This is a genomic window from Gordonia sp. VNK21, assembly GCF_046098115.1.
Lineage (GTDB): Bacteria > Actinomycetota > Actinomycetes > Mycobacteriales > Mycobacteriaceae > Gordonia.
In genome coordinates, this window is record NZ_JBJURU010000006.1 from 118851 (window position 1) to 143950 (window position 25100).

Here is a 25100-nt window from a genome sequence, read left to right on the forward strand (position 1 = left end):
GAGGTAGCCCGTGGCGCTGCAAGACCGAGACAAGACAGCCCTGAAGTTCCTGGTGCCGGCGGCCGCGCTCGCCGCGGTGATCATCGTGGTGGCCACCGCCCTGCTGGTGCGCGGCGCCGACGAGCCCACCCCGCAGCTGTCGCTGGCCACCGGCGACGGCCTGGTGCACGTGGCACCGGCCTACTGGTGTGATGCCGAGCTGACCGAGTGCCGGCCCCATGCGCCGACCGCCGAGGACATCGCCGCCATCACCTCTACTCCGGCACCGGTGGCCATCGGCAAGACCCTGGTGCTGTCGGTGCCGGCGGAGGTCGCCGACGGCCCGTGGAGCCTGCAGGCCACCTACTGGACCCCGCAGGGCCTGGAGTTGCGCGAATGGGTGCACCGGTCCGGGGCCACGTTCAGCCAGTCGCTCGAGTCGACGGCCGACCGGGTGCTGCTCGGGGTGGAGATCAAGCCGATCACCGTGGTGCAGGCACCGGCCGGCGACGAGATGACCGACGACTTCCTGGCCCGCGCGATCTTCTCGGCCAACACCACCCCGAAGGGCTTCGAGGTCCCGGCGGGCACCGGTGCCGCCGCCGCGCCGACGGCCTGAGGCGGATCCGGCTCAGCGGTCGAGTCGGCTCAGCGATCGAGTTCGCGGGTGACCGCGCGGACCACCTCGGAGATGCGCTGTGCGGTCTTGCGGTCTGGGTAGCGCCCGTTGCGCAGATCCGGCTGCACCTTGCCCTCGAGCAGGGTGATCAGGTCGGCGATCAGACCGTGGAGTTCGTCCGGGGTGTGCCGCTTGGCCGAGGAGCGCTTGGCCTCGCGGACGTTGCGGGCCACGCTCGGCGCGGGTTCGAGGACGACCACGCGCAGCGCCTGCGGGCCGCGACGGCCGGCGGCCATGTCGAACTCCACCCGCTGACCGGCCTTGAGGCCGTCGTCGAGGTCGGCGGGCAACGCCGACGAGCGGACGTAGACGTCCTCGCCGTCGTCCTGCGAGAGAAACCCGAACCCCTTATCGGAGTCGTACCACTTCACCCGGCCGGTAGGCACTGCGCTCACCCTCACACTGCTCGTCGAACACTGCTGAATACGTCTGAATACGTCTGAATACGTCTGAATACGTCAGCGCGCCTCGATCCGACGGTCCGAGCTCCAGGCGCGCTACCGTCGACTCTACCGCCAGCGCTACCGTGGTCTGCATGCAGACCCGCAAGTCGCCGACCCTGTTGATCGTCGCAGTGGTCATGGTCCTGATCGGGGCGGTGGCCAGCATGGCGCTGCTCGTCCCCGCCGTCCGCGACACCAACACCGCGGTGGTGACGATCGTCTACGTGCTCGCGCTCTGCGCGCCCATCGGCCTGGTGCTGGCCGTCGTCTTCGCGCTGCTGTCCGGGCGGCGCAGCCGATGAATCACGACGCCGAGCTGCGTCCCGCGTCGGATCTCGCCGAGCTCAGGCGCGCCTACAGCTGCTTCCCGTCCGGGGTGGTGGCGGTGTGCCGGCAGAGCGGCGGCGGACCGCTCGGCATGTCGGCCAGTTCGTTCACCACGGTCTCGCTGGAGCCGCCGCTGGTCTCGGTGTGCGTGCGGCAGGAGTCGGGCACCTGGCGGACATTGCGTGAGCAGACCCGGCTCGGGGTGAGCGTCTTCGCCGCCGATCAGGGCGAGCTGTGCCGGCAGCTGGCCGGGCCGTCGCCCGGGCGCTTCAACGGCGTGCAGCCGATCCCCGGAGACGACGGAGAACTGTTCATTCCGGGGGCCACCGCGCATCTGGCCGTCGAGATCGCGGGCGAGGTGCCGGCCGGCGACCATCTGGTGGTCCTGCTGCGCGTGCGCGCATTACGAAGTGATCACGAGGCGGCACCGCTGGTATTCCATGGCAGCAGCTTCCACGCACTCTCTCCTCATGCGTCACAGCGGTGACCGTGGCGGCGTGTCGGACGTCTCAACCATTCTGTGACCTTACTCACATAACGACGCGATAACGAACCGGATACGAACCAGGCGTCAGCGCCGTGAACAGCGATGATGGCCGATCCGGTCCGAAACGCCCGAAATCGGCCCGGAAATGCACCCGCCGCAAGGACGTGCAACCACCTCACAGATTCCGTAGTGTCCACTGCGGTCACCCGAATAGGTGATCACACCCACCGATATGGACGTCCCGACGGTCGCGCCCAACCTCGTTCCGCCGCCGGGTCAACCGAAGAACGATTCAGGAACGAGGACGGGGGACCCACCTCCCATACGGGAAACGGCAGCCGGCACCCGCCGACCGCCTTGGGGTCAAGTTCCACCGCGACGCGGCGGAACCGGGCACCTCTCGCCCGAACCCGACAGCTGACTTCGTAGGCGCGTGGAGAGAGGAAATACTTCGATGACCGGACGTCACGCCAAGCAGACGACCAGCACCACCACCAAGACTTTCGCCAAGGTCGCCCTGACCGGTGCCGTCCTCGGCGGCGGCGCCGCCGTCCTGGGCGGCGGCCACGCGAGCGCTGCCACCGATTCCGAATGGAATCAGGTCGCGCAGTGCGAGTCGGGCGGCAACTGGCACATCAACACCGGTAACGGCTACTACGGCGGCCTGCAGTTCAGCCAGAGCACCTGGGCCGCCCACGGCGGCACCGCCTTCGCCCCGAGCGCCCACCAGGCCTCCAAGGAGCAGCAGATCGCCGTGGCCGAGAAGGTTCTGGCCACCCAGGGCAAGGGCGCCTGGCCCACCTGCGGCACCGTGCTGAGCGGCCCGAGCCCGCGTCAGGCCCCGGCCGACAACCAGCCGGCCCCGAAGAAGGCCTCCCCGCAGGCCAAGAGCGACGACGCCAAGTCCGGCGACGAGGCCATCGCCCAGATCGACCAGAGCGTCGCCGACTCCGCCAAGGTCAGCCCCGAGGTCAAGAGCGCCTGGGACGCGGCCAAGAAGTCGGGCTTCACCCTCAACGACAACCAGGTGAAGATCTACAACGACAACAAGTCGGCGATCGATCAGTTCCTCGGCTGATCCTCACCGCACAGCGACAAGCCCCGGACCTGCACAGGTCCGGGGCTTGTCGGTTTCAGGAGCGGTGGCTGCGCGGCATACCGCAGGTCCCGGCGGCGACCGTGCCCGTCGCCGGGCACGCCCGAACCGTCAGGCGGCAGCGGCGGGGCGCTGCCCGGTGCGGCGGCCGGGCGGCCGGTTCAGCGATTGACGACGGTGTGCGCGTGCACGTACGGCAGATCCTCTGCCGGAATCGGGAAGACGGTCTCGTCGCCGAACGGCGACAGCGCACCCGCGAGGTGGGCGGTCAGCTCGGTCACCGCATGATCGTCGCCCTCGATCTCGGGCCAGCCGTTGTCCACGTAATGATTCTTCTTAGCCACGCGCTCATTGTGCCATGTGCCGCCCGGACGCTGCGCCTTGACCTGCGGACCCGCCCGGCGACCAGCGGGTCGGCGACGGCGCGCCGGTAGAATCGTCCGGATGACTCCGGATCGCCCCGTGCGCGGCCTGGCCGAGACCCTGGCCGACCGCTCCGACGACGAACTGTCCGGACTGCTGGCGCTCCGTCCCGACCTGGCCTCACCGCCGCCGCGCGGTACCGGCGTGCTGGCCCAGCGCGCACTGTCGTCGGCGTCGATCGCACTGGCCGGCGACGGCCTGGACCTGCTCACGGTGGCCGTCCTCGAAGCCTTCCTCGACGCCGGCGCCCTCGCCGACCGCACCGAGCTGATCGGGCCGGTCGGCCGTGACCAGATCGTCGCCCGGCTCGGCCGCCGCGCCCGCCGCCCCGCCGTGGATGCGCGACTGAAGCTGCTGGCCGATCAGGCGCTCATCTGGGATGCGGGCACCGGCACCGCCCGCAAGCCGCAGTGGGTGGCCGGCATCCATCTGCCTGCCGCCCTGCCCTGGCGCGCGCACGTGCTGCTGGGCCCGCTGGCCACCGAGGACCCGTCGATGGTCGAATCCCGGCTCGACGCCCTCGACGACCGCCGGCGCGGACTGCTGCTCACCCTGGCCGCGGGCTCCCCGCTCGGCCGCAGCCGGGATGCGGCGCCCGATGCGGACCCGCAGGCGCCGGTCCCGCAGCTGATCGCCGACGGCCTGCTCTCCCGGATCGACGAACAGACCGTGGAGCTGGTGCCGATGGCCGGGCGGCTGCTGCGCGGCGAACCGCCGCTGATCACCGCCGACCTGTCCGAGCCGCAGCCCGGTGCGGCCGGCCGCTTCGGCCCGGAGCAGATCGACGCGGCCGGCGCCGGGGAGGCGCTCGAACTGCTCCGGCACGCCGACGAACTGCTCACGGCCCTGGCCCTGAGCCCGGCGGCCATCCTGCGCTCGGGCGGCCTCGGGGTGCGCGAGCTGCGCCGCCTGGCCAAGGCCACCGGCCTGACCACCGCGCGGATCGCCCTGCTGGCCGAGCTGCTCTCCGCCGCGCGGCTGATCGATCGCGGCTTCCCCGAGCCGGCGCCGGACGGCTGGAACGGCGACGAGGTCTTCGCCCCGACCGTGGCGGTCGACGGCTGGCGCACCCTGGGCACCGAACGACGCTGGCTGTCCCTCGCCCAGGCCTGGCTGGACCTGCCGCGGCGGCCGTGGCAGGTCGGCGACACCGACCGGGACGGCAACACCCTCGCGGCGCTGTCGTCCGAACTGCACGATGCCGGGGCCGCGATCAGCCGCCGCCAGGTCTTCGAAGCACTGGCCGCTACCGAACCGGCCACCGTGGTCAGTGCGCGTGAGCTGGCCACCGCCCTGGCGTGGCGCCGACCCCGCCAGCTGCGCCGGTGGACCGATCGCTATGTGAGCGAGACGCTGCGCGAGGCCACCGACCTCGGACTGGTCGCGCACGGGGCGCTGACCAGCGTCGGCCGCGCCCTGCTCGAGGCGGCCGAGGAGGCCGACGACCACCCGGAGGACGAGGCCTCGACAGCCGCCGTACTGGCCGCCATGGACACCGCCCTCCCGGCACCGGTGGACCACTTCCTGGTGCAGGCCGATCTGACCCTGATGGTGCCCGGCCCGATGACCCCGGAGCTCGCCGAGCAGGTCACCGCGGTGGCCGATCTGGAATCCGGCGGCGCCGCCTCGGTGTACCGGATCAGCGAGGAGTCCATCCGCCGGGCCCTCGACACCGGACGCAGCGGCGCCGAACTGGTCGAGCTGTTCACCACCGCCTCACAGACCCCGGTCCCGCAGTCGCTGACCTACCTGATCGAGGACGTCGCACGCCGGCACGGCCGGCTGCGGGTGGGGCTGGCGTCGTCGTTCGTCCGCTGCGAGGATCCGGCGACGCTGGCCGAGGTACTGCGCAGCGATGCGGCCGCCGAACTGTCACTGCGGGCGCTGGCGCCCACGGTGGCCGTCTCCCCCGCCCCGGTCCGCGATGTGCTCGTCGCCCTGCAGACGGCGGGTTTCGCCCCGGCCGGCGAGGACTCCTCCGGCGCCCTGATCGACCTGCGCAGCCGCGGCGGCCGGGTTCCTGCCCGCAGACCGCCGGGCCGCCCGGCGCACCGGCGGTCCCGTCCCGGGCCCGGGCAGCTGGCCGCGGTGATCAGCCGGATGCGGGCCTCCGACCGGGCCGAGGCCCCGCGCGATCCGGACGTCTTCGCCTCCGGCGGCGGCGCCTCCACTCCGGCGCTGATCCAGCTCGCCATCCGCAGCGGCCGAACCCTGCGCATCGGCTACGTCGACGCCACCGGGGTGGCCAGCCGCCACCTGGTGAGCCCGTCGGCCATCTCCGCGGGTCAGCTGGTGGGCACCGCCGGCGACGACGACGAGCCGCAGCGGTTCTCGCTGCACCGCATCACCGCCGTCGACGTCCTGTAGCGTTCGGTGGCCCTGACCTGACAGCCGGGCCGCCGATCTGGACAATGGATCGGGTGACTGACGGACCGTTGATCGTGCAATCGGACAAGACTCTGCTGCTGGAAGTGGACCACCGCGATGCCGGTGAGGCGCGGGCGGCGATCGCCCCGTTCGCCGAGCTCGAACGGGCGCCCGAGCACGTTCACACCTACCGGGTCACGCCGCTGGCGCTGTGGAATGCGCGGGCCGCCGGTCACGACGCCGAGCAGGTGGTCGACGCCCTCGTCTCGTTCTCCCGGTATCCGGTGCCGCAGCCGCTGCTGGTGGACATCGTCGACACCATGGGCCGCTTCGGCCGGCTGCAGCTGGTCAAGAGCCCGGTGCACGGTCTGACCCTGGTCTCCCTCGACCGCGCGGTCCTCGAGGAGGTGCTGCGCAACAAGAAGGTGGCGCCGATGCTCGGCGACCGGATCGACGACGACACAGTCGTCGTGCATCCGTCCGAGCGCGGCCGGCTCAAGCAGGTGCTGCTCAAGATCGGCTGGCCGGCCGAGGATCTGGCCGGGTACGTCGACGGCGAGGCGCATCCGATCGCCCTGGAGCAGGACGACTGGGAGCTGCGCGACTACCAGCAGCTGGCCGCGGACTCGTTCTGGGCCGGCGGCAGCGGTGTGGTGGTGCTGCCCTGCGGCGCCGGCAAGACGATGGTGGGCGCGGCCGCGATGGCCAAGGCGCAGGCCACCACCTTGATCCTGGTGACCAACACGGTCGCGGGCCGGCAGTGGAAGCGGGAGCTGGTGGCGCGCACCAGCCTCACCGAGGACGAGATCGGCGAGTACTCCGGCGAGAAGAAGGAGATCCGCCCGGTCACCATCGCCACCTACCAGGTGATGACCCGCAAATCGAAGGGCGAGTACAAGAACCTGGACCTGTTCGACTCCCGCGACTGGGGGCTGATCGTCTACGACGAGGTCCATCTGCTGCCCGCGCCGGTGTTCCGGATGACCGCCGATCTGCAGTCCCGCCGCCGGCTGGGTCTGACCGCCACACTGGTCCGCGAGGACGGCCGGGAGGGCGACGTGTTCAGCCTGATCGGTCCCAAACGCTACGACGCGCCGTGGAAGGACATCGAGGCGCAGGGCTGGATCGCCCCGGCCGACTGCGTCGAGGTGCGGGTGACCATGACCGACGAGGAGCGGCTGCAGTACGCGGTGGCCGAGGCCGACGAGAAGTACAAGCTCTGCTCCACCGCGCATTCGAAGCTGCGGGTGGTGCGCTCGATCCTCGAACAGCACCGGGGTTCGCCGACGCTGGTGATCGGCGCCTACATCGATCAGCTCGAGGAGCTGGGCCGGGAGCTCGACTGCCCGGTGATCCAGGGGTCGACCCGCAACAAGGAGCGCGAGCGGCTCTTCGACGCCTTCCGCAGCGGTGAACTGCAGACCCTGGTGGTCTCCAAGGTGGCCAACTTCTCCATCGACCTGCCGGAGGCCTCGGTGGCCGTGCAGGTCTCGGGCACCTTCGGCTCCCGGCAGGAGGAGGCGCAGCGGCTGGGCCGGCTGCTGCGGCCCAAGGCCGACGGCGGTCAGGCGCACTTCTACTCCGTGGTCTCGCGCGACAGCCTCGACGCCGACTACGCGGCCCACCGGCAGCGTTTCCTGGCCGAACAGGGCTACGCCTACCGCATCATCGACGCCGACGATCTGCCGCTGGTATGAGCGGCGACCGGCAGCCCATGGTGGCGCGGCTGCGGCCCTTCGCGTCGACGATCTTCGCCGAGATGTCGGCGCTGGCCGTGGCGCACGACGCGGTGAACCTGGGGCAGGGCTTCCCGGACGCCGACGGCCCGGCGGCCATGCTCGAGGCGGCGCGGCAGGCGATCGCCGACGGCCGGAACCAGTATCCGCCGGGGGCCGGCGTCCCCGAACTGCGCGCGGCGATCAGCGAACACCAGCGGGCCCGGTACGGGCTCGAGTACCACCCGGACGATCAGGTGCTGGTGACCGTCGGCGCCACCGAGGCGATCGCCGGGGCGGTGCTCGGTGTGGTGGAGCCGGGCCGCGAGGTGGTGATGATCGAGCCGTACTACGACTCGTACGCCGCGGTCGTGGCACTGGCCGGCGCGGTCCGCAAGACGGTGCCCCTGGTGCCCGACGGCGACGGTTTCCGCCTCGACCTGGATGCGCTGGCGGCGGCGTTCGGCCCGAATACCGCCGCGGTGCTGGTGAATTCGCCGCACAATCCGACCGGCACGGTGCTCACCGATGCGGAGCTGACCCGGATCGGTGAGCTGGCGATCGAGCACGACGCGGTGGTGATCACCGACGAGGTGTACGAGCATCTGCTCTTCGACGGCCGCCCGCATCGGCCGATGGCCGCCTTCGACGGCCTGTACGAGCGGACCCTGCGGATCTCCGGGGCCGCCAAGACCTTCAATGTGACCGGCTGGAAGGTGGGCTGGATCAGCGGTCCGGCGCCGCTGGTGGCCGCCGCCCGGGCGGCGAAGCAGTACCTGTCCTACGTGGGCAGCGGCCCGTTCCAGCCGGCGGTGGCGCTGGCGCTGCGCACCGAGCTGGACTGGGTGGCGCAGTCGGCGCAGGAGCTGCAGGCCAAGCGGGATCTGCTGCGCGCGGCCCTGGCCGACGCCGGGCTGACCGTGCACCGCAGCGAGGCCACCTACTTCGTGCTGGCCGATCCGCGACCGCTGGGATTCTCCGACGGCGCGGCGCTGTGCCGGGAGATGCCGGAACGGATCGGAGTGGCCGCGGTGCCGGTCGGGGCCTTCGTCGACGATCATCCGCGCTGGGATCATCTGGTGCGGTTCGCCTTCGCCAAATCGGATGCGGCGATCGCCGAGGCGGGGCGACGGCTGCGCGCGCTGTGAGCCGGCGGCGGGGTGCGGTGCGAGTACTATCCTGGGGGCGAGACGCGCCGCTCAAGCGACTGTCCGCACCAGCAGCGAGAGTCCAAGGGGGATTCACCATGTCCGCAGTGCCGCCAGACGCCGACGCGGACCCGCAGCTGCGCCGGAAACGCAGCAACACCCGCCGCCGGCTGCTCGAGTCCGCATTCGACGTCTTCGCCGCCAAGGGTTTCGGTCAGACCACCGTGCATGACGTCTGCGACGCGGCCGGCTTCACCCGGGGCGCCTTCTACTCCAACTTCACCTCCCTCGACGAGCTGTATCTGGAGATGTGGCAGCAGTATTCGGACGGGCTGGTCGCGCAGATCGGCGAGATCGGCGATACGCTGGCCACCACCGGTCCGGTGAGCATCGAGACGCTGGTGCGCGCCGTGGACGAGGGCCTGGGCTTCGATCCGTCGTGGTTCCAGCTCTCCACCGAGTTCACCGCGATCGCCGGCCGCAAGCCGGCGGTGCTCGCCCTGCTGCGCGCCCAGGAGCAGAAGGTCCAGGCAGCCCTGGCGCCGGTGCTGCGTTCGCTGCTCGCGGGCAGCGGCCGCACGGCGGTCGACGACGCCGAGCTGTGCGCGGCCGTCGTCGCCGTCCACGACGGCACCCTCGTCCAGTGCATGATCGAAGAAGACGTCGCTCTCGCCCGCGCCCGCCGGGTCCGCCTCCTCACCAACACCATCGAGGCCTACACCGTCTGACCCCCGCCGCACCCTCGGCCGAGTGCCGGCGAGCCCCTCGGTGGCCGAGCTCCGGCGACCCCCCTTGGTCGCCGAGTACCGGCGCCCCCCTTGGTGGCCGGGTTCCGGCGAGTCCCCCGGGCTGGGCGGTCTATCAAGCCCCCTGGTCGCCGAGTCCCGGCGAGCCCCCCTGGTCGCCGAGTCCCGGCGAGCCCCCTTGCTGGCCGAGTCCCGGCGAGCCCCCCTTGCTGGCCGAGTACCGGCGAGCCCCCCTTGCTGGCCGAGTGCCGGCGAGCCCCCTTTGGTGGCCGAGTACCGGCGAGCCCCCTTTGGTGGCCGAGTGCCGCCCGAGGAACGAGGGCGGTGTATCGAGGCCCACCCTCAGTCGAACACATTTTCGACATCGCGGGGTAGAGTGACGTCATGCGCGGCGGAATCCAGGAGTCCCTCTTCGACGCACCCGACGAGACGGTCACCGCGGTGCACCCGCTGGCCGGGGGCGTGCGCCGCCGTGAACTGTCCCACGGCGCCTGGGTGGATCTGCGGCCGGGCTGGTTGACCGGGGCCAGCGCCTTGTTCGACCGGCTGCGCGAGCACGTCCCCTGGCACGGCGAACGACGGCAGATGTACGACAGCATGCTCACGGTGCCGCGCCTGATGGCGCACTACGACGCCGACCGCCCGCTCCCCGATCCACTGCTGGTGCAGCTGCGCGACGAGCTGAGCAGTCACTACCGGCGCGAGCTCCCCGACGGCTTCGCCACCGCCGGCCTGTGCCTGTACCGCGACGGATCGGATTCGGTGGCCTGGCACGGCGACCGGATCGGCCGCGGCGACTACGAGGACACTCTGATCGCCATCGTCTCGCTCGGCGCGCCGCGCACGCTGGCGCTGCGCCCGCGCGGCGGCGGCGCCTCTCTGCGGATGACCATGGGCAACGGCGACCTGCTGGTGATGGGCGGCAGCTGCCAGCGCACCTGGGATCATGCGGTGCCCAAGACGGCGGCCGGCTGCGGCCCGCGGATCAGCGTGCAGTTCCGGCCGCGCGGGGTGCGGTGACCCGCCCGCTCAGACGGGGAAGCTGACCCCGGTGAGATCCGCGGCCTTGTCCCACAGCCGTCCGCGAAGCTGCTGGTCGTCGGCCACCTTGCGGTAGCCGCAACGGACCGGGGCGCCGCGCATGCCGCCGAAGTCCTTGGGGCCGTAGAACTCGCCGTTGTCGGCCTCCGGCGCGGTGGCCGCGAACAGCGCCGGCAGGGCGCCGTCCGCCGCGGACTGCGCGAACGGGGTCTTGTTGCCCAGCGCCATGACCGAATCCATCCAGGAGTCGGTGTGCCCCTGCAGATCGGTGGCGGCGTACCCGGGGTGAGCGATCAGCGAGGACGTCGACGATCCGGCGCCGGCCAGGCGCCGGGCCAGTTCCAGCCCGAACATCAGGTCGGCGAGTTTGGAGTCGCCGTAGGCGATCCAGCGCTGGTAGCGCCGGTGCTCCCAGTTGAGGTCGTCGACGTTGAGCCGGGCGAGCCGGTGCATGGCCGAGCTCATGGTGACCACCCGGTCGGCGACCCGGTCGAGCACGAGGCCGGTGAGCGCGAAGTGGCCCAGGAAGTTGGTGCCGATCTGCATCTCGAAGCCGTCCGCGGTGCGCGCCCGCGGCACGGCCATCACACCGGCGTTGTTGATCAGCACGTCGGCGCCGGCGAAGCCGTCGGCGAAGCGCCGCACCGAGTCCAGGGAGGCGAGGTCGAGTTCGGCGACCGTCGCGGACGGGCCGATCTGCTCGGCCACGGCGCGCGCCTTGTCCTGGTTGCGGCAGGCCAGGGTCACCTGCGCGCCCGCGGCGCCCAGGGCGAGCGCCAGTTGCGCGCCCAGCCCGCTGTTGGCGCCGGTGATCGTCACCTTCCGCCCGGTCTGGTCCCCCAGATTCCGCATCGACCAGCCGCTCATATCGGTGTCCCTTCTCGTGACGAACTTCGGTCAGCCTACCCACTGACGTGGCATCGGTCACCGGGGACCATCCGGGTCAGGCCGGCGGCGCGCCGTCGTCGACCGGTGGGCGCGCCGCTCCGGTCTGCCTGGCCGGAGCGGCGTGCCGCGGTTCGCGGGCGCTGGTGCCGCCGCGCACCAGGGTCTGGTACGGGAGTTTGACCAGTTCGGCGAGCACACTGCCCAGGGTCGGCGGCACCGCGTGACTGGCCATTCCGCGCGGGACGAAGATCTCGGTGACCTCGGCCCTGCCGCGCAACGTCACACGCTCGGAGGAACGCCAGTGCTGCGCTTCGGTTTCCGCGGCCGCGGCCACCGCCCGCCCGCCCGCACAGATCGGCGAGGCACCGTCCTTGGCCCGGTCGCAGAGCCGGGCGCACTCGTTCACCGGATCGCCGATGACGGTGTACTCGTGGCGGGTCTGTGCGCCGATGTTCCCGGCGAAGACCCGCCCGTAACTCACCCCGATGCCCCAGGACAGCGGCAGCTTCTCGGCCAGCACCTCGCCGAGCTCGCGGGCCGCGGCGAGTGCCGCACCGGCCGGGTCGTCGAGCACTGTGGGCGCCCCGAAGACCACCAGTGCCGCGTCGCCCTCGAATTTGTTGATCAGCCCGTTGTGCCGTTCCACCACTTCGGCGGCGAGCGAGAAGAAGGCGTTGAGGACCACCGCGGTCTCCCGCGGATCGCGGTTCTCGGCGAAGGCCGTCGACCCGGTGATGTCGACGAAGAGCACCGCCGCGTCGGCGTTGGCGCCGGTCATCTCCCCCTGCTGTTCGAGGGCCAGGCGGGCCACCGTGTCGCCGACGTGCCGGGAGAAGATCTCACGCATCCGTTCGCGTTCCTGCAGGCCGTCGAGCATGCCGTTGAGCCCGCTCTGCAGGATGCCGAGCTCGGAGGAGTCGTAGACGGCCACGCGGGAGGTGAAGTCGCCGCCGGCCGCGGACTGGATCACCTCGCGCATCTCGGTGAGCGGGTCGGCGATGGACCGGCCCACCAGGGTGATCACCCGCAGGCCGGAGAGCAGGGCGACGCCGGCGAGGAAGATCGACGCCCAGTCCACCCGGCCGGCCACCGGCGCCACCCAGTCCATCCAGCGGCCGAAGTTGATGACGATCAGGCCCAGCATGGGCACGGCTGTGGACACCGACCAGACCACGATCATCCGCTCGCGGACCCCGTGCACCACGCGGGACTCGGAGTTTCCGCTGAGCGCCATGACGGCCATCGGCCGGACCACCGACTCGACGAACAGGTAGGTCAGGCAGGCGGAGGTGACGGCGGCCAGCGAGAAGGCCCCGCCCACCGCGGCCAGGAACGGCAGACTCACATCGGCGACCAGGGCGTAGATGCCGATGCTCACCACCCAGCCGAGAACGTCGCTGTAGGCCTGTTTGAGCGGGATGTTGCGCACCGCTCTGCGGCGTTCGGCGTCGGCCACCTCGCCCGAGATGAACCAGTCGGTCTGGGGTTTGAGCTGCAGCCCGGCCGCGATCAGAGTCACCAGGCCGCCGATCAGCACGGCCCAGAACATGTCCCAGAAGGACGGGTGGTCGACGGCGGTGTGCACGCTCAGCCGGCCGCCGTTGAAGGCGAGCAGCACCAGCAGGAAGGTCTCGATGGTGATCAGCACCCGCGCACCGAGACCGACCACCAGACTGACCGCGATAGCCCGGTTGGCGATGCGCCGTCGCCGGTCCATATCCAGGGCCCGCCAGTCCTCGGCGAGGTAGCCGCCGGCCCCGCGTGCCTCGCCGGTGCCCAGCGGGCCGCCGATCAGCTGCGCGAAGGAGAGCCGGTCCGCCTGGTCGGCGAGGCGATGCAGCAGGCCGCGAGCCCATTCCCGCTCAACCACGACTCACCTCCCGCCTCGAGCGCTCTGGCTTGCAGAGTACCCAAGCCCGGGAGGCGAGCGGAGGCGTGCTGCCGGGCCGGACCGCCTCAGCGGCCCGCCGGCGGGAGCGGACTACTGCGCGAGTCCGGCTTCGATCTCGAGCGTGATGGTGATCTTGTCGCCGACGACGGTGCCGCCGGTCTCGAGCGGCATCTCGATGTCGATGCCGAAGTCCTTGCGGTTGATCACGGTGCCGGCCTCGAATCCGGCGACCGGGCCGTTGCCCATGCCCGGGTTGACGCCGTTGAACTCGAGCTTGAGATCGACCGGCTTGGTGACGCCCTTGAGGGTGAAGTCGCCGTGCACCACGTAGTCGTCGCCGTCGGCGTCGACGGAGGTGGAGACGAAGGTGGCCTTGGGGAACTTCTCGGCGTCGAAGAAGTCGGCCGAGCGCACGTGCGCGTCACGCTGCTCGTTGTGGGTGCTGATGGAGGTGACGTCGATGTCGGCGGTCACCGACGGGGTGCCGTCCTCGGCGACGGTGATCACGCCGGAGAAGTTACCGAAGTTGCCGCGAACCTTGGACACCATCAGATGCCGCACGGAGAAGCCCACGGTGGAGTGGGCGGGGTCGATGTTCCAGGTGCCGGCGGTCAGCAGAGGGGTGGCGTTGATGCTCATGAGTGCTCCTTGTGGAAAGTCGGACGTCTATCGAATCGCTCGATACCCAGAATAACCGGACTATGGTCCGCTTGATTCCGTGGCTCCGGACTTTGTGGCAGGAGTCACATCTCCGCCCCTATTCGTCCCCTTCCGGGTCCCCGCCTTTCGCGTTCTCGCTCGCCGCGTTCTCACCGTCCGAGTCCCCGCCTTCCGAGTCCCCGCCCTCCGACGCCGCCTCTGCCGGCCTGTCGTCGCCGCTGAGCAGGCCCAGCGTCACGTCGTCGCCGCTGTGCTCGGCGTCGCCGACGGCGTTGTTCTCGTACGCCACCTGCAGGCCGGTGTCTCCGGATTCGAAGTTCACCACCAGCGTGGGCGAGTCGACCGGCTCGTCTCCGTCGAAGACCAGCCGCATCCCCTCCGGCTCGTCGGGCAGATCGACGGGGATCGGGGTCAGCACCTCCTTCGGCGGCGCGGCCTCGGCCGGGGCGGTCTGCGTGGTCTGCGTCGTCGAATCGATCGTCGATCCCTCACTCTGGTCGGCGGTTGTGCGGTCCTTCTCCTTCGTACCAGCCGGCCCGGCGAGACGGGCCGCCTCCGATGCCTTCGACGTCCCGGGCTTCTTCGTCTTCGCCGGTTTCTGCTTGTCCTTCGCCGGCTTCGACTTCGCCGGCTTCGTCTTCGCGGGCTTCACCTGCTTCGGCGCCGCCGCCGGGGCCGGGGCCGGGGCCGCTGCCGCAGCCGTGCGGCTGCGTCGCCGGCGGGTCAGCAGCCACCACAGCAGCCAGATCAGCAGCACCAGCACGACCACTGCGACGAGCAGCCACAGCCACCAGTCCCGCAGCCAGTCGGTCACCGACGTGCCCTCGTCCTCGGCTGGTGCCGCCGCCGCGCCGGTGCCCGGGTTCTCGGCGGCCGCCTGAGCCATCGCCGGAATGGTCGTCATCAGCTCGGCCGGCGTGGTCTCGAGCCCCAGCGTCGACGACCAGCTGATCCGGGTGCCCTGCGGACCGGCGAACTCGGAGGCGTCCTCCCGGCCGGTGCTGGCGGTGTCGCTGGTCGGGAAGCCGAACGGTCCGTCCACTCCGCCGCTGGCCCGCCAGGCGCGGAGCACGCCGCCGCGGATCGCGTGCGCCCCGGTGTCCCGGCTCCAGTAGATCGCCGCGCCGCCGGGCAGGTCGAACTCGCTCACCTTGCCCGGTCCGGCGTCCTGTTCGTCGGTGACCGGGAAGCCCAGAGCTCCCGGTCCGCCGGCCGCCCGGTACCGGTCGGCGATGGCGCCGAGCACCGCATGCGCGCCGGTGGACCGGGAGAAGTAGACCCGGCCGTGCTCGAAGGACTGCACGGCGCCGCCGGCGACCCGGCGCACCCCGCCGGACGGGTCCCCGAGCAGTTGCTCGTGATCGTCCTGCGCGAGATAGCCGGTGATCGCCGTGCGGGCGTCGCCGAGCACGTCGGCGCGAGCCGGCCCGGGCGCGGCGGCCACGCCGAGCATCAGGAGCAGAGCGGTGAAGACAGCGGCGGACCGCCGCGCGAGGTGCACCGTTTCCGCCCGTCAGGACTGTGCGTCGCGCGGACCGTCGGCGTCATCGTCGTCGACGATGTACTGCGCGTCCACCACGTCGCGGGCCTGCCACTCGGGTGAGTCCGCGCCGGCGATGTTGTCCTCCGGGTGCTCGAGGGTCTGCGCGTCGACCCACGCCGAGGGGCGTTCCTCGGTGGGCCGGTACTGCGCCTGCGGATTCTCGCCGCGGCCGGGCTCGTGCGTGATGGTGCGCCGGCTCTCGTTCTCCTCGATGACCCGCTCGACGGGCTTCTCCACGACCTTGCGGACGAAGACCGGCTTCTCGACGACCACCTCGACGATCTTCTCGACCGGCTTCTCGATGATCTTCTCCACCTCGACGATCTTCTCGACCTCGACGGGCTTCTCGACGACCTTCTCCACGATCTTCTCGACCGGCTTCTCGACGATCTTCTCCACCTCGACGAAGACCGGCTTCTCGACGACCTTCTCCACCTCGACGGGCACCGGCTTCTCCACCACCCGCTCGACGACCTGCTTGAACTCCTTCTCGACGACCTTCTCGACGAGGACCGGGTTCTGCACGACCTTCTCGAACTCGCGGCTGACCGGCTTCTCGACGAGCTTCTCGACCACCTCGGGGCGCTCGACGATCTTCTCCACGACGTGCTGGACCGGCTTGTTGACCAGCTTCTCCACCACGTTGGGCCGCTCGACGATCCGCTCGACGGTCTTGTCGACCGGCTTCTCGACGACCTTCTCGACGATGTTCGGCTTCTCCACCACCCGCTCGACCGTCTTGTCGACCGGCTTCTCGACGACCTTCTCGACGATGTTCGGCTTCTCCACCACCCGCTCGACCGTCTTGTCGACCGGCTTCTCGACGATCTCCTCGACGATGTTCGGCTTCTCCACCACCCGCTCGACCGTGCGGTCCACCTCGCGCTCGACGATCTCTTCGATGATGTTCGGGGTCTCCACGACGCGCTCGACGGTGCGGTCGACGGGCTGCTCGATCACCTTCTCGACGATGTTCGGCTTCTCCACGACGCGCTCGACCACCCGGTCGACGTCCTTCTCGACCACCTTCTCGACCACGTTCGGCTTCTCGACGATCTTCTCGACGACGTGATCGACGGGCTTGTCGACGACCTCTTCGATGATGTTCGGCTGTTCCACGATCCGCTCGACGGTGCGGTCCACCGGCTTCTCGACGACCTTCTCGACCACGTTCGGGGTCTCCACGATCCGCTCGACCACCCGGTCGACCGGCTTCTCGGTGACCTGTTCGATGATGTTCGGCTTCTCCACCACCCGCTCGACCACCCGGTCGACGGGCTGCTCGACGAGCTTCTCCACCACATTGGGCTGCTCGACGATGCGTTCGACGACGTGGTCGACGACCTTCTCGACCGGCTTCTCGACGACCTGCTCGACGGTCACCTCGACCGGCTTCTCGACCACCTTGACGACCGGCTTCTCGACGGTCACCTCGACGATCTTCTCGACTTCCTTCTCGACCATCGTGTAGACGATCTTCTCCACCGGGACTTCGACGATCTTCTCGACGATCTTCTCCACCGGCTTCTCGACGATCACCTCGACGATCTTCTCCACCGGCTTCTCGACGATCTTCTCGACGATGGTCTCGACGGGGATCTCCACCTCGCGGTCGACCACGGTGACCACCGGCTGCTCCACGACGCGCTCGATGGTGACCGGCTTCTCGACGATCTTGTCGCGGATCGAGACGATCAGCTTCTCCACCAGCCGGTCCACCTCGACGGGCGCCTCGACCACCTCGTCGACCACGGTGACGACCAGCTTCTCCACCAGCCGCGGCACGTCGACCGCCTTCTCGGCGATCTCGTCGACCACGTTCACGACCAGTTTCTCCACCAGCCGCTCGACGTCGACGGGCTTGTCCTGCACGTCGTCGACGATGGTGACGACCGGCTTCTCCACCAGGCGCTGCAGGTTGACCGGCTTCTCGGTGATCTCGTCGACGATGGAGACGATCGGCTTCTCCACCAGGCGGGACACGTCGACGGGCTTGTCCTGCACGTCGTCGACGATCGTCACGATCGGCTTCTCCACCGCCCGGGAGACGTCGACGGGGATCTCGACCACATTGTCGACGATGTTGACCAGCGGCTTCTCCACGAAGCGCATCACGTCCACGGGCTTGTCGTGGACGTCGTCGACGATGGTGACGACCGGCTTCTCCACCATGCGGGAGACCTCGACGTCGGTTTCCACCTCGTCGTCGACGATCGTGACGATCGGCTTCTCCACCAGCCGCGGCACGTCGACGGGGGTGTCCTGGACGTCGTCGTGCACGGTGACCACCGGACGTTCGACCAGCCGGGAGACCTTGACGGGCTTGTCGGTGACGTCGTCGACGATGGTCACCACGGGGCGTTCGACCAGGCGGGAGACGGTGGTGGGCTTGTCGACGACGGTGTCCACGGTGTCGACCACCAGGCGCTCGACGATGCGCTCGAGCGTGACCGGCTTGTCGACGATCTTCTCGACGGGATTCTCCACCAGTCGTTCGACGGTGAACTCCCGGTCCACCACGTTGTCCACGACATTCGGGACCTTGTGGTCACCGCCATCGGCTGCAGTGCCCTTGGCCATCACGCCTCCTCCTGAGTTCTGCACGTACACACAGGTTTCCACAGAAGCATCGGTGCGCGCCTGTCGGCATCGCAATCGTCCCCTGTGTGAACGAAACTACTCCCAGGTCAGCCGGTGATCGCGGCAATCGTCAAACCCCCGACGGCCGCTCCTGCGGCCCGGCTTCGCCGCCGTAAGAACTTCGGCACTCAAGTGTGGCTCACATCCACACTTGAGTGCCGAAGTTCCCCGGCCGGCCGCAATGACAAAAGCCCCTCACCTGCGTGCAGCAAGTGAGAGGCTAATGGGTGGCCAGGGCCGGGATCGAACCGGCGACCTTCCGCTTTTCAGGCGGACGCTCGTACCAACTGAGCTACCTGGCCTCAAGGCGTGCCGGAAAACCCGATACCTTAAGCGACCCTGACGGGACTCGAACCCGCGACCTCCGCCGTGACAGGGCGGCGCGCTAACCAACTGCGCCACAGGGCCATATTCTGTTGTTGCCCGGGGTGTACCCCTTGCGTACCCCCTACGGGATTCGAACCCGCGCTACCGCCTTGAAAGGGCGGCGTCCTAGGCCGCTAGACGAAGGGGGCCGGTGTTCCTCGTTGGGAGCTTGCTTAGCTTATGGCACGTTCTCAAAGAAACACAAATCGGCTGTTCACCGTCGGTTTTCGGGGGTCGCAGCAGATGCCTTCCCGGCCCCCTCCAACGGCGCGAATCGGCCGGGGCGCGCGGGGGATCCACGCACCCGCCGAGCCCGCAACGACGAGACCCCACCGGGACGAAGCGTCCGGGCGGGGTCTGCTGTCCCCCAGTAGGGCTCGAACCCTGTGTGCCGCTCCGCCGAGTAGTCGAGCGAGCCAGCCGAGCTGCCGGCCGTGATGTAGTTGTCCAGCACGTGCGCGGGAATCGTGACGGCGCGGTCAACGCCCGCCCGCCAGTGCAGTTGCAGCCATTGCCGTTGTCCTTCCATTCAGGGTAAAGTCCCAGGTGAGGCGGGAGGCGCTTCGGCCGATCCTTGAAATAACAGGACGATTGAAAGGCCGAACCTCCTGCCCCGTTTTCCATATCAGCCGGACCAGCATCAGCTTATTTCCGTGCAGCACCCACAACTTCCTTCTTCTACAGGTCTGCAGGTTCTGCCCGGTGGCGAGAACGCGCGGTTCAACGGCTGCAACGACGCCCGTGCCGCTTCCGTCGTCCGGCTCCGACTCGGCGGCCAACTCCGCCTCGAGTCCCCATGGGCCGCTCGTCCCGAAAGGTCACTGCCTCACCACCGCCGGCCGGCATGCGGACGCCTACGAGACCGGTCGCGCAGGATAGTGCGGAGCCGGTCTCGTTGTCGCGAATCAGTCGGCGGGCTGACTCAGCAGATCCCCGTAACCCCGGCGTCGGATACTGCGTACCAGCCGGTCCGACGGGGTGTTTGAGATGAGCCATCGGTGAATCCCGCGGCGTCGAGTGGCGTCGTCCGCTGTTGTCAGGTGAAGGTTAGCCAGAAGCTGCCCCAGACTCTGCGGCGCAGGCCGAGGCATACCGGCCGGAACGAACCCGGAGTCGTCCCACAGTCGTTCATTAGGCATGGCCACCGGGGAACCTCACTTCGACCTCGATCGCGGGCGCCGACCCGTCAGAGCGGCGTGAGGGTCGTACCCAGCATTTCGGCCTCAATGGCCGACGCCATCTCGTCTGAGTCGAGGACGGACCAGCCCGCCATCGGCTCGATCAGGCTGGCGGTCACAGTGGTGGCCGAAATTCCCCGGTACGTCTCCACGTCCACGGCGATGTCGTGCCCGTTCAGCGGGTCGAACTCCACGACCACCTGAACCGCCCCGCGGTCGTACGGGATAGCCTCCAGCGCAGCCTTGACCGCCGGCACGTCAGCCTGGCTGCCGCGCACGTAGAAGCAGTCGACCTCGCTCACGCCGCCAGTGTACCGTCGCCGGCGTGAGCACGATCATCACTGCATTCGAGCTCTGCGCCGTGCATAGCCGCCCCGCCGCGCATTCATCGTCGCTGCCTCACACTCACCTGCGGCCGCTCCAGCCACCGCAGGTGAGCCGGTCTCCCGGATTACGCACGAAGAAGCCCCCGTTACGCACGAAGAAGCCCCCGCCGGCCCCGATGGGGACGACGGAGGCTCCGAGAGTGCCCCCAGTAGGGCTCGAACCTACGACCTGCGGATTAAAAGTCCGTAGCTCTACCAACTGAGCTATAGGGGCTGATCACGCCCACGAGAAGCGAACGCGTCAGGCAGTTTACCGGATCGGCGGACGCCTCCGGCGCCGGACCTGGTCAACCGAGGATGATCGGCCGGGCGGCCAGGCTGCGCTGCGCCACCGAGTCGACGGCGTCGACGAAGTTCGGGACGAATCGCTCGGCGCCGACCACGCAGCAGGCGTGCCCGCCGTCCACTCCGAAGAACTGCGCATCGGGAATTCCGTTGAGCAGCAACTCCTGTCGCTGCGGGGGCACCACCTTGTCCCGGGTGGAGACCACCACCGAGGTGGGGATGTTCACCTCGCCGAGCCAGTCGCGCGAGTCGAAGACCGCCATCGCCTCACTGAACTGGCCGAGCTTGGTCAGCGGCGTGGACAGCACCTGCGCCATGGCCCAGCCGAACGGGTGCCGGCCGGTCGTGTCGTTCAGGCGCCGCTCGGTGGGCACCGGCAGGTAGCGGTCCAGGCGCTGCGCCACCGAGGCGACCCGCATGTCCACGGCCAGGTTCTCCGGGTCGTGACTGGAGAAGAAGGGGCCGGTGGAGCAGAGCACCAGTCCGCCGACCCGGTCGGCGTGCCGGCGCCAGGCCAGCTGCGCGATGCCGCCGCCCATGGAGAAGCCGGCGGCGATGAAGCTGTCGATGCCCAGCGCATCGGCCACGGCGACGGCGTCGTCAGCGCAGTCGTCGAGGCTGAAGTCGTCGGACCGGATGCCCCGGCCGTGCCAGCGGTGGTCGATGGTGATCACCCGGTAGGTGCTGTTCAATTCCGGAATCACCGGGTACCAGCACAGCAGGCCGGTGGTGCTCACCGAATGCAGCAGGAACAGCACCGGGCCGTCCTTGGGGCCGGAGTCGGTGATGTAGGTGGTGCCGCGGCCGGGAAGCTCGAGGTATTCACCGGTCGGCAGATCGCGCACCGGATACGGCCGGATCACATGACCGGCGGCGCGCTTGATCGAACTCAGTTCAAAACCACTCTTCCCCACGCCTCGAAAATACTCTTCGGTGCGCGGCGGCGCCGCCCGGAACGCGACATACACACCGTTTTCACATGTGCTGATCAGCTCAGACCCGGCGCGGTGGCGGCCAATCCGGCGGCCAGCCCCAGCACCACGGCCCCGAGCGCCACCTCGAGGCCGGCCCGGGCCAGGGCCCCGGTCTCGGTACCGCGGTGGCGAGCGACGTCGGGCAGCCAGCTCCGTCGGTGCACGGCCGCGACGGCCACCAGCCCGGCCAGCAGTACGGTCTTGGCCAGCAGCACCCGGCCGTACCCGGTGCTCCACAGCTGCTCCGGTGCGGACAGTTCGGCGACGGCCGCGACGATGCCGGTCAACAGCAGGATGCCGACGGCGTAGAGGGCGTACCGGGAGAACACCGGCAGCGCCTGCGCCCAGCCGCGGCGACCGCGGGCGCACAGCATCAGGGCACCGAGGGTGCCGATCCACCAGGCCGCGCACAGCGCGTGCACCCCCACCACCACGGGGGTCCAGGGGTGGACGCCCGCATGCCCGGAGGTGGCGATCACCAGCACCCCGATCAGCGCGACCAGCCCCACCGCGGATGCGGGCACGATCGGCCACCAGCTCCAGGCGAGCACGGCGACCGCGCCGGCCACGCACACCAGCAGCGCGACGCCGCTCTCCATGGCCAGCCGCACATCGTCGACACCGAGGTTCAGTGGGCTCACTCCGGCCCGGTCGGCCACCTGCAGCCAGGCCGCGATCACCGAGGCGGCACCCCAGACGGCGGCGACTGCGGCGATCATCTCGCGCCGCGGTTCGACGCCGAGCAGTTCCAGGCCGCCCATCCCCAGCAGCAGGCTGGCGGCGAGCACTCCGAGCCCGCCCGGCCAGGCGGCGCTCTCCGGTCCGGCCGGGTGGGCGAGGATCCAGCACAGTCCCACCCCGGCCACACTGAGGCCGCCGGCGAGGGCCGCGAGCACGATGCGCCGACGGTCCACGCCGGGCTGCGGGGTCCGGCTCATTCGCGCGGACCGGCCGCGGTCAGGAGCGTCGGCGGGCCAGCACGGCGGCGGCCGCCCCACCGAGGACGAGCAGCACGACGACGACGATCACCACGATCGCCCACACCGGGAAACCGTCGCCGTCGCCGGTGGTGTCGACGTCATCGGCGACCGGTCCGGGGGTGCCGTCACCGGCCTGGGTGAGGGTGAAGGTGCGCTGGCCCTGCACGGGGTGGCCGTCGGCCGAGGTGACCCGGTAGTTGACCTTGTATTCGCCGGTGGGGCCAAGTTCGCCGACGGGAACCGAGATGGTCCGGCCGTCGATGGTCGGCTCGCCGCCGTGCCAGTAGTGGCCGTCGGGTCCGACCACCACCAGAACCGCGAAGCCGTCGTCCTGCAGGTTCTCGTTGAAGGTGACCGAGACGGTGCCCGGCGAGGAGTCGATGCTCGACCCGTTCTCGGGCGACGATCCGGTGGCCGCCGAATGCGCGGACGCCGGCGCGGCGACCAGGACGGTGAGCGCCGCCACGACGAGAGAGACCAGCACTACGAGCAGACCGCGACGTTTCATACCCCTATGCTGCCACGGATCTCCCCGCCCCTTCGGTGGCCGAGTGCCCTTCGGCGCCGCACCCTCCCCTCGGTGGCCGAATACCCCTTCGGTGGCCGAGTGCCCTTCGGCTCCGCGTCCTCCCCTCGGTGGCCGAGTGCCCTTTCGGTGGCCGAGTGCATCGCGACGAAGGAGCGATGTGTATCGAGGCCTCGCCGCGCTCCGTCCACTAACCTGAACCCGTGTCCGTCTACTCTCACGGTTTCGCCCGGGTGGCTGCGGCCGTCCCGGTGCTCGCCCTCGCCGACCCGCACACCAACGCCCGGCGCACCATCGAGCTGATCGAGCAGGCGGAACGCTCGGGCGCCGCGCTGGTGGTCTTCCCCGAACTCGGGCTGTGCGGGTACAGCGTCGACGATCTGGTCCAGCAGGATGCTTTGCTCGATGCGGTGATGGAGGCGATCGGCGCGGTGGTCGACGCCTCTGTGGGCCTGCGGCCGCTGATCGCGGTCGGCGCTCCGCTGCGGGTCGACGACGGACTGTTCAACTGCGCGATCATGATTCAGGACGGGCAGATCCTCGGCATCGCCCCCAAGTCGTATCTGCCGAACTACCGCGAGTTCTACGAGCAGCGGCTCTTCGCCGCCGCCCGCGATGCGGTGGTGGACACGGTGACGCTGGCCGGGCAGGAGGTCCCGTTCGGCACCGACCTGATCTTCGAGGCGAGCGATCTGCCGGGCTTCCGGGTACACGCCGAGATCTGTGAGGACGGCTGGGTGCCGATCCCGCCGAGCACCTGGGCGGCGCTGGCCGGGGCCACCGTGCTGGTGAACCTCTCGGGCAGCCCGGTGACCGTCGGCAAGGAGGCCTACCGGCTGGCCCTGAGCACCAGCCATTCGGCGCGGCTGGTGGCCGCACACCTGTACGTGGCCTCCGGTTTCGGCGAGTCGACGACGGACCTGGCCTGGGACGGCGATGCGCTGATCACCGAGAACGGCACGCTGCTCGCCCGCAGCACGGCCTTCTCCATGGACGCGCAACTGCTGGTCTCGGAGGTGGATCTGGACCGTCTGCGCAGCGAGCGCGCCCGGATGATCAGCCTGCGCGACCAGGTGGGCGACTACGCCGAGCAGGCCCGCTCGATGCGGCGGATCGCGTTCACGCTCGGCGACCTGGACGACGTGGACGGCCTGCTGCACCGGGAGGTGCCGCGCTTCCCGTTCGTCCCGGCCGGCGACGCCGACCTGGATCGGCGGTGCCGCGAGGTGATGAACATTCAGGTGCAGGGTCTGGTGGCGCGGCTGAAGGCCACCGGGATCGGCCGGATCGTGATCGGAGTGTCCGGCGGCCTGGACTCGACCCTGGCGCTGCTCGTGGCGGTGGAGGCGTTCGACCGAATCGGCTTGCCGCGCACCGACATCCACGCCTACACCATGCCCGGTTTCGCGACCGGCGAGGCGACCCTGGCGCGCAGTCACGTGCTGATGGATTCGCTCGGGGTGAGCGGCACCGAGCTCGACATCCGGCCGTCGTGCCGGCAGATGCTGGCCGACCTGGGCCATCCGTTCGCCGACGGTGAGCCGGTCTACGACGTCACATTCGAGAACGTGCAGGCCGGTGAGCGGACCTCGCACCTGTTCCGGCTGGCGAACCGGCTGGGCGGGCTGGTGCTGGGCACCGGTGATCTGTCGGAGCTGGCGCTGGGCTGGTGCACGTACGGGGTGGGCGATCAGATGTCGCACTACAACGTGAACGGTTCGGTGCCCAAATCGCTGATCCAGCACCAGATCCGGTGGATGATCGGCTTCGGCGACTATGCGCCGGAGACCACGGCGGCACTGCGCGAGATCCTCGCCGACGTGATCACCCCTGAGCTGGTCCCGCCGGGCGAGGACGGATCGGTACAGTCCACCGAGGATGCCGTCGGCCCGTATGAGCTGCACGACTTCTTCCTGTACTACCTCACCCGGTTCGGCTACCGGCCGGAGAAGATCGCCTATCTGGCCGGCCAGGCGTGGGGCCGGCTCGACCGGGGCCGGTGGCCGTCGATGATGTCCGACGACGAGCGCCACGTGTACGACGACGGGACGATCGCCCGCTGGCTGCAGGTCTTCCTCAAGCGCTTCATGGCCAACCAGTTCAAGCGGACCGCGATGCCCAACGGCCCCAAGATCGGCTCGGGCGGTTCGCTCTCGCCGCGCGGCGACTGGCGCGCCCCCTCCGACGCCCCGTCGACCGCCTGGCTCCGCCCGCTCACCGACTGACCCGAGCGCGGACCGGCCCCGCCGTCGACGAACGCGACCCGCGGACCGGTACGCGACTGTGCGCAGACCCGCGTGCCGGTTCTGATGTCGCGGACTCCCCGGAGGCC

22 protein-coding genes, 4 tRNA genes and 1 riboswitch are annotated in these 25100 nt (G+C 70.0%); of the genes, 10 read left to right on the plus strand and 16 right to left on the minus strand.

Annotated elements, in window-relative coordinates; translation table 11 throughout:
- Positions 1-10 precede the first annotated feature (10 nt).
- Positions 11-598, plus strand: coding sequence for a DUF2771 family protein (locus ACJMNC_RS08390; protein ID WP_408947491.1), 588 nt, complete (start codon positions 11-13; stop codon positions 596-598).
- A 29-nt stretch (positions 599-627) separates the two neighbouring features.
- Here the strand turns inward: ACJMNC_RS08390 and ACJMNC_RS08395 are convergent, their stop codons facing one another.
- Positions 628-1044 carry a cold-shock protein gene (locus tag ACJMNC_RS08395; protein ID WP_408947593.1) on the minus strand — a complete coding sequence of 139 codons (417 nt, stop codon included), beginning with the start codon at positions 1042-1044 and terminating at the stop codon, positions 628-630.
- A 149-nt stretch (positions 1045-1193) separates the two neighbouring features.
- On the opposite strand from ACJMNC_RS08395, the gene ACJMNC_RS08400 reads away from it, so the two are divergent.
- The 3 genes from ACJMNC_RS08400 to ACJMNC_RS08410 all read left to right on the plus strand — a co-directional run bounded on the left by ACJMNC_RS08400 (position 1194) and on the right by ACJMNC_RS08410 (position 2993).
- Entirely contained in the window at positions 1194-1403 is a 210-nt protein-coding gene (locus ACJMNC_RS08400) for a hypothetical protein (RefSeq protein ID WP_408947492.1), read from the plus strand.
- Positions 1400-1915 carry a flavin reductase family protein gene (locus ACJMNC_RS08405; RefSeq protein WP_408947493.1) on the plus strand — a complete coding sequence of 172 codons (516 nt, stop codon included), beginning with the start codon at positions 1400-1402 and terminating at the stop codon, positions 1913-1915. The genes ACJMNC_RS08400 and ACJMNC_RS08405 overlap by 4 nt, the downstream gene beginning before the upstream one ends.
- Positions 1916-2190: 275 nt before the next feature.
- Positions 2191-2363: riboswitch (cyclic di-AMP (ydaO/yuaA leader) on the plus strand.
- Positions 2364-2369: 6 nt separating this feature from the next.
- Positions 2370-2993, plus strand: a complete 624-nt coding sequence (locus ACJMNC_RS08410; RefSeq protein ID WP_408947494.1) for a transglycosylase family protein — start codon at positions 2370-2372, stop codon at positions 2991-2993.
- A 179-nt stretch (positions 2994-3172) separates the two neighbouring features.
- Here the strand turns inward: ACJMNC_RS08410 and ACJMNC_RS08415 are convergent, their stop codons facing one another.
- Complete coding sequence (locus ACJMNC_RS08415; RefSeq protein WP_408947495.1) at positions 3173-3355, minus strand: hypothetical protein; 183 nt, start codon at positions 3353-3355, stop codon at positions 3173-3175.
- Positions 3356-3455: 100 nt separating this feature from the next.
- Here ACJMNC_RS08415 and ACJMNC_RS08420 point away from each other — a divergent pair, with 100 nt between their 5' ends.
- From ACJMNC_RS08420 to ACJMNC_RS08440, 5 genes are all read left to right on the plus strand, one after another.
- A complete protein-coding gene (locus ACJMNC_RS08420) occupies positions 3456-5801 on the plus strand; it encodes a helicase-associated domain-containing protein (protein WP_408947496.1) in 2346 nt (781 codons plus the stop codon).
- Positions 5802-5854: 53 nt separating this feature from the next.
- Positions 5855-7498 carry a DNA repair helicase XPB gene (locus tag ACJMNC_RS08425; protein WP_408947497.1) on the plus strand — a complete coding sequence of 548 codons (1644 nt, stop codon included), beginning with the start codon at positions 5855-5857 and terminating at the stop codon, positions 7496-7498.
- The gene (locus tag ACJMNC_RS08430) at positions 7495-8664 is read left to right on the plus strand and encodes a pyridoxal phosphate-dependent aminotransferase (RefSeq protein WP_408947498.1); all 1170 of its coding nucleotides are present in this window, start codon (positions 7495-7497) and stop codon (positions 8662-8664) included. Before ACJMNC_RS08425 ends, ACJMNC_RS08430 begins: the two co-directional genes overlap by 4 nt.
- A gap of 98 nt (positions 8665-8762) precedes the next feature.
- A complete protein-coding gene (locus tag ACJMNC_RS08435; protein WP_408947499.1) occupies positions 8763-9392 on the plus strand; it encodes a TetR/AcrR family transcriptional regulator in 630 nt (209 codons plus the stop codon).
- Between the two features lie 402 nt (positions 9393-9794).
- Positions 9795-10430, plus strand: coding sequence for an alpha-ketoglutarate-dependent dioxygenase AlkB (locus ACJMNC_RS08440; protein WP_408947500.1), 636 nt, complete (start codon positions 9795-9797; stop codon positions 10428-10430).
- A 9-nt stretch (positions 10431-10439) separates the two neighbouring features.
- Here the strand turns inward: ACJMNC_RS08440 and ACJMNC_RS08445 are convergent, their stop codons facing one another.
- From ACJMNC_RS08445 to ACJMNC_RS08510, 14 genes are all read right to left on the minus strand, one after another.
- Positions 10440-11318 (minus strand): oxidoreductase, encoded by an 879-nt coding sequence (locus ACJMNC_RS08445; RefSeq protein ID WP_408947501.1) that lies wholly within the window; start codon positions 11316-11318, stop codon positions 10440-10442.
- A gap of 76 nt (positions 11319-11394) precedes the next feature.
- Positions 11395-13209: an adenylate/guanylate cyclase domain-containing protein gene (locus ACJMNC_RS08450; RefSeq protein ID WP_408947502.1), complete on the minus strand. Its 1815-nt coding sequence runs from the start codon at positions 13207-13209 to the stop codon at positions 11395-11397.
- Positions 13210-13320: 111 nt separating this feature from the next.
- The gene (locus ACJMNC_RS08455; protein ID WP_408947503.1) at positions 13321-13869 is read right to left on the minus strand and encodes a YceI family protein; all 549 of its coding nucleotides are present in this window, start codon (positions 13867-13869) and stop codon (positions 13321-13323) included.
- Positions 13870-13987: 118 nt separating this feature from the next.
- Positions 13988-15391: an LGFP repeat-containing protein gene (locus tag ACJMNC_RS08460; protein WP_408947504.1), complete on the minus strand. Its 1404-nt coding sequence runs from the start codon at positions 15389-15391 to the stop codon at positions 13988-13990.
- Between the two features lie 12 nt (positions 15392-15403).
- The gene (locus ACJMNC_RS08465; RefSeq protein WP_408947505.1) at positions 15404-18013 is read right to left on the minus strand and encodes a hypothetical protein; all 2610 of its coding nucleotides are present in this window, start codon (positions 18011-18013) and stop codon (positions 15404-15406) included.
- A 288-nt stretch (positions 18014-18301) separates the two neighbouring features.
- Positions 18302-18375: transfer RNA gene (locus ACJMNC_RS08470), tRNA-Phe, on the minus strand.
- 32 nt (positions 18376-18407) lie between these two features.
- Positions 18408-18481: transfer RNA gene (locus ACJMNC_RS08475), tRNA-Asp, on the minus strand.
- A 34-nt stretch (positions 18482-18515) separates the two neighbouring features.
- A tRNA-Glu gene (locus tag ACJMNC_RS08480) sits at positions 18516-18588 on the minus strand.
- Between the two features lie 330 nt (positions 18589-18918).
- Entirely contained in the window at positions 18919-19218 is a 300-nt protein-coding gene (locus ACJMNC_RS08485; RefSeq protein WP_408947506.1) for a hypothetical protein, read from the minus strand.
- Between the two features lie 407 nt (positions 19219-19625).
- Positions 19626-19919, minus strand: a complete 294-nt coding sequence (locus ACJMNC_RS08490) for a hypothetical protein (RefSeq protein ID WP_408947507.1) — start codon at positions 19917-19919, stop codon at positions 19626-19628.
- 225 nt (positions 19920-20144) lie between these two features.
- Positions 20145-20217, minus strand: a tRNA-Lys gene (locus ACJMNC_RS08495).
- 73 nt (positions 20218-20290) lie between these two features.
- Entirely contained in the window at positions 20291-21202 is a 912-nt protein-coding gene (locus ACJMNC_RS08500) for an alpha/beta fold hydrolase (protein WP_408947508.1), read from the minus strand.
- 74 nt (positions 21203-21276) lie between these two features.
- Positions 21277-22200 carry a copper resistance D family protein gene (locus tag ACJMNC_RS08505; protein WP_408947509.1) on the minus strand — a complete coding sequence of 308 codons (924 nt, stop codon included), beginning with the start codon at positions 22198-22200 and terminating at the stop codon, positions 21277-21279.
- Positions 22201-22219: 19 nt separating this feature from the next.
- A complete protein-coding gene (locus tag ACJMNC_RS08510; RefSeq protein WP_408947510.1) occupies positions 22220-22750 on the minus strand; it encodes a copper resistance protein CopC in 531 nt (176 codons plus the stop codon).
- A gap of 221 nt (positions 22751-22971) precedes the next feature.
- Here ACJMNC_RS08510 and ACJMNC_RS08515 point away from each other — a divergent pair, with 221 nt between their 5' ends.
- Positions 22972-24993 carry an NAD(+) synthase gene (locus tag ACJMNC_RS08515; RefSeq protein WP_408947511.1) on the plus strand — a complete coding sequence of 674 codons (2022 nt, stop codon included), beginning with the start codon at positions 22972-22974 and terminating at the stop codon, positions 24991-24993.
- Positions 24994-25100: the final 107 nt, after the last annotated feature.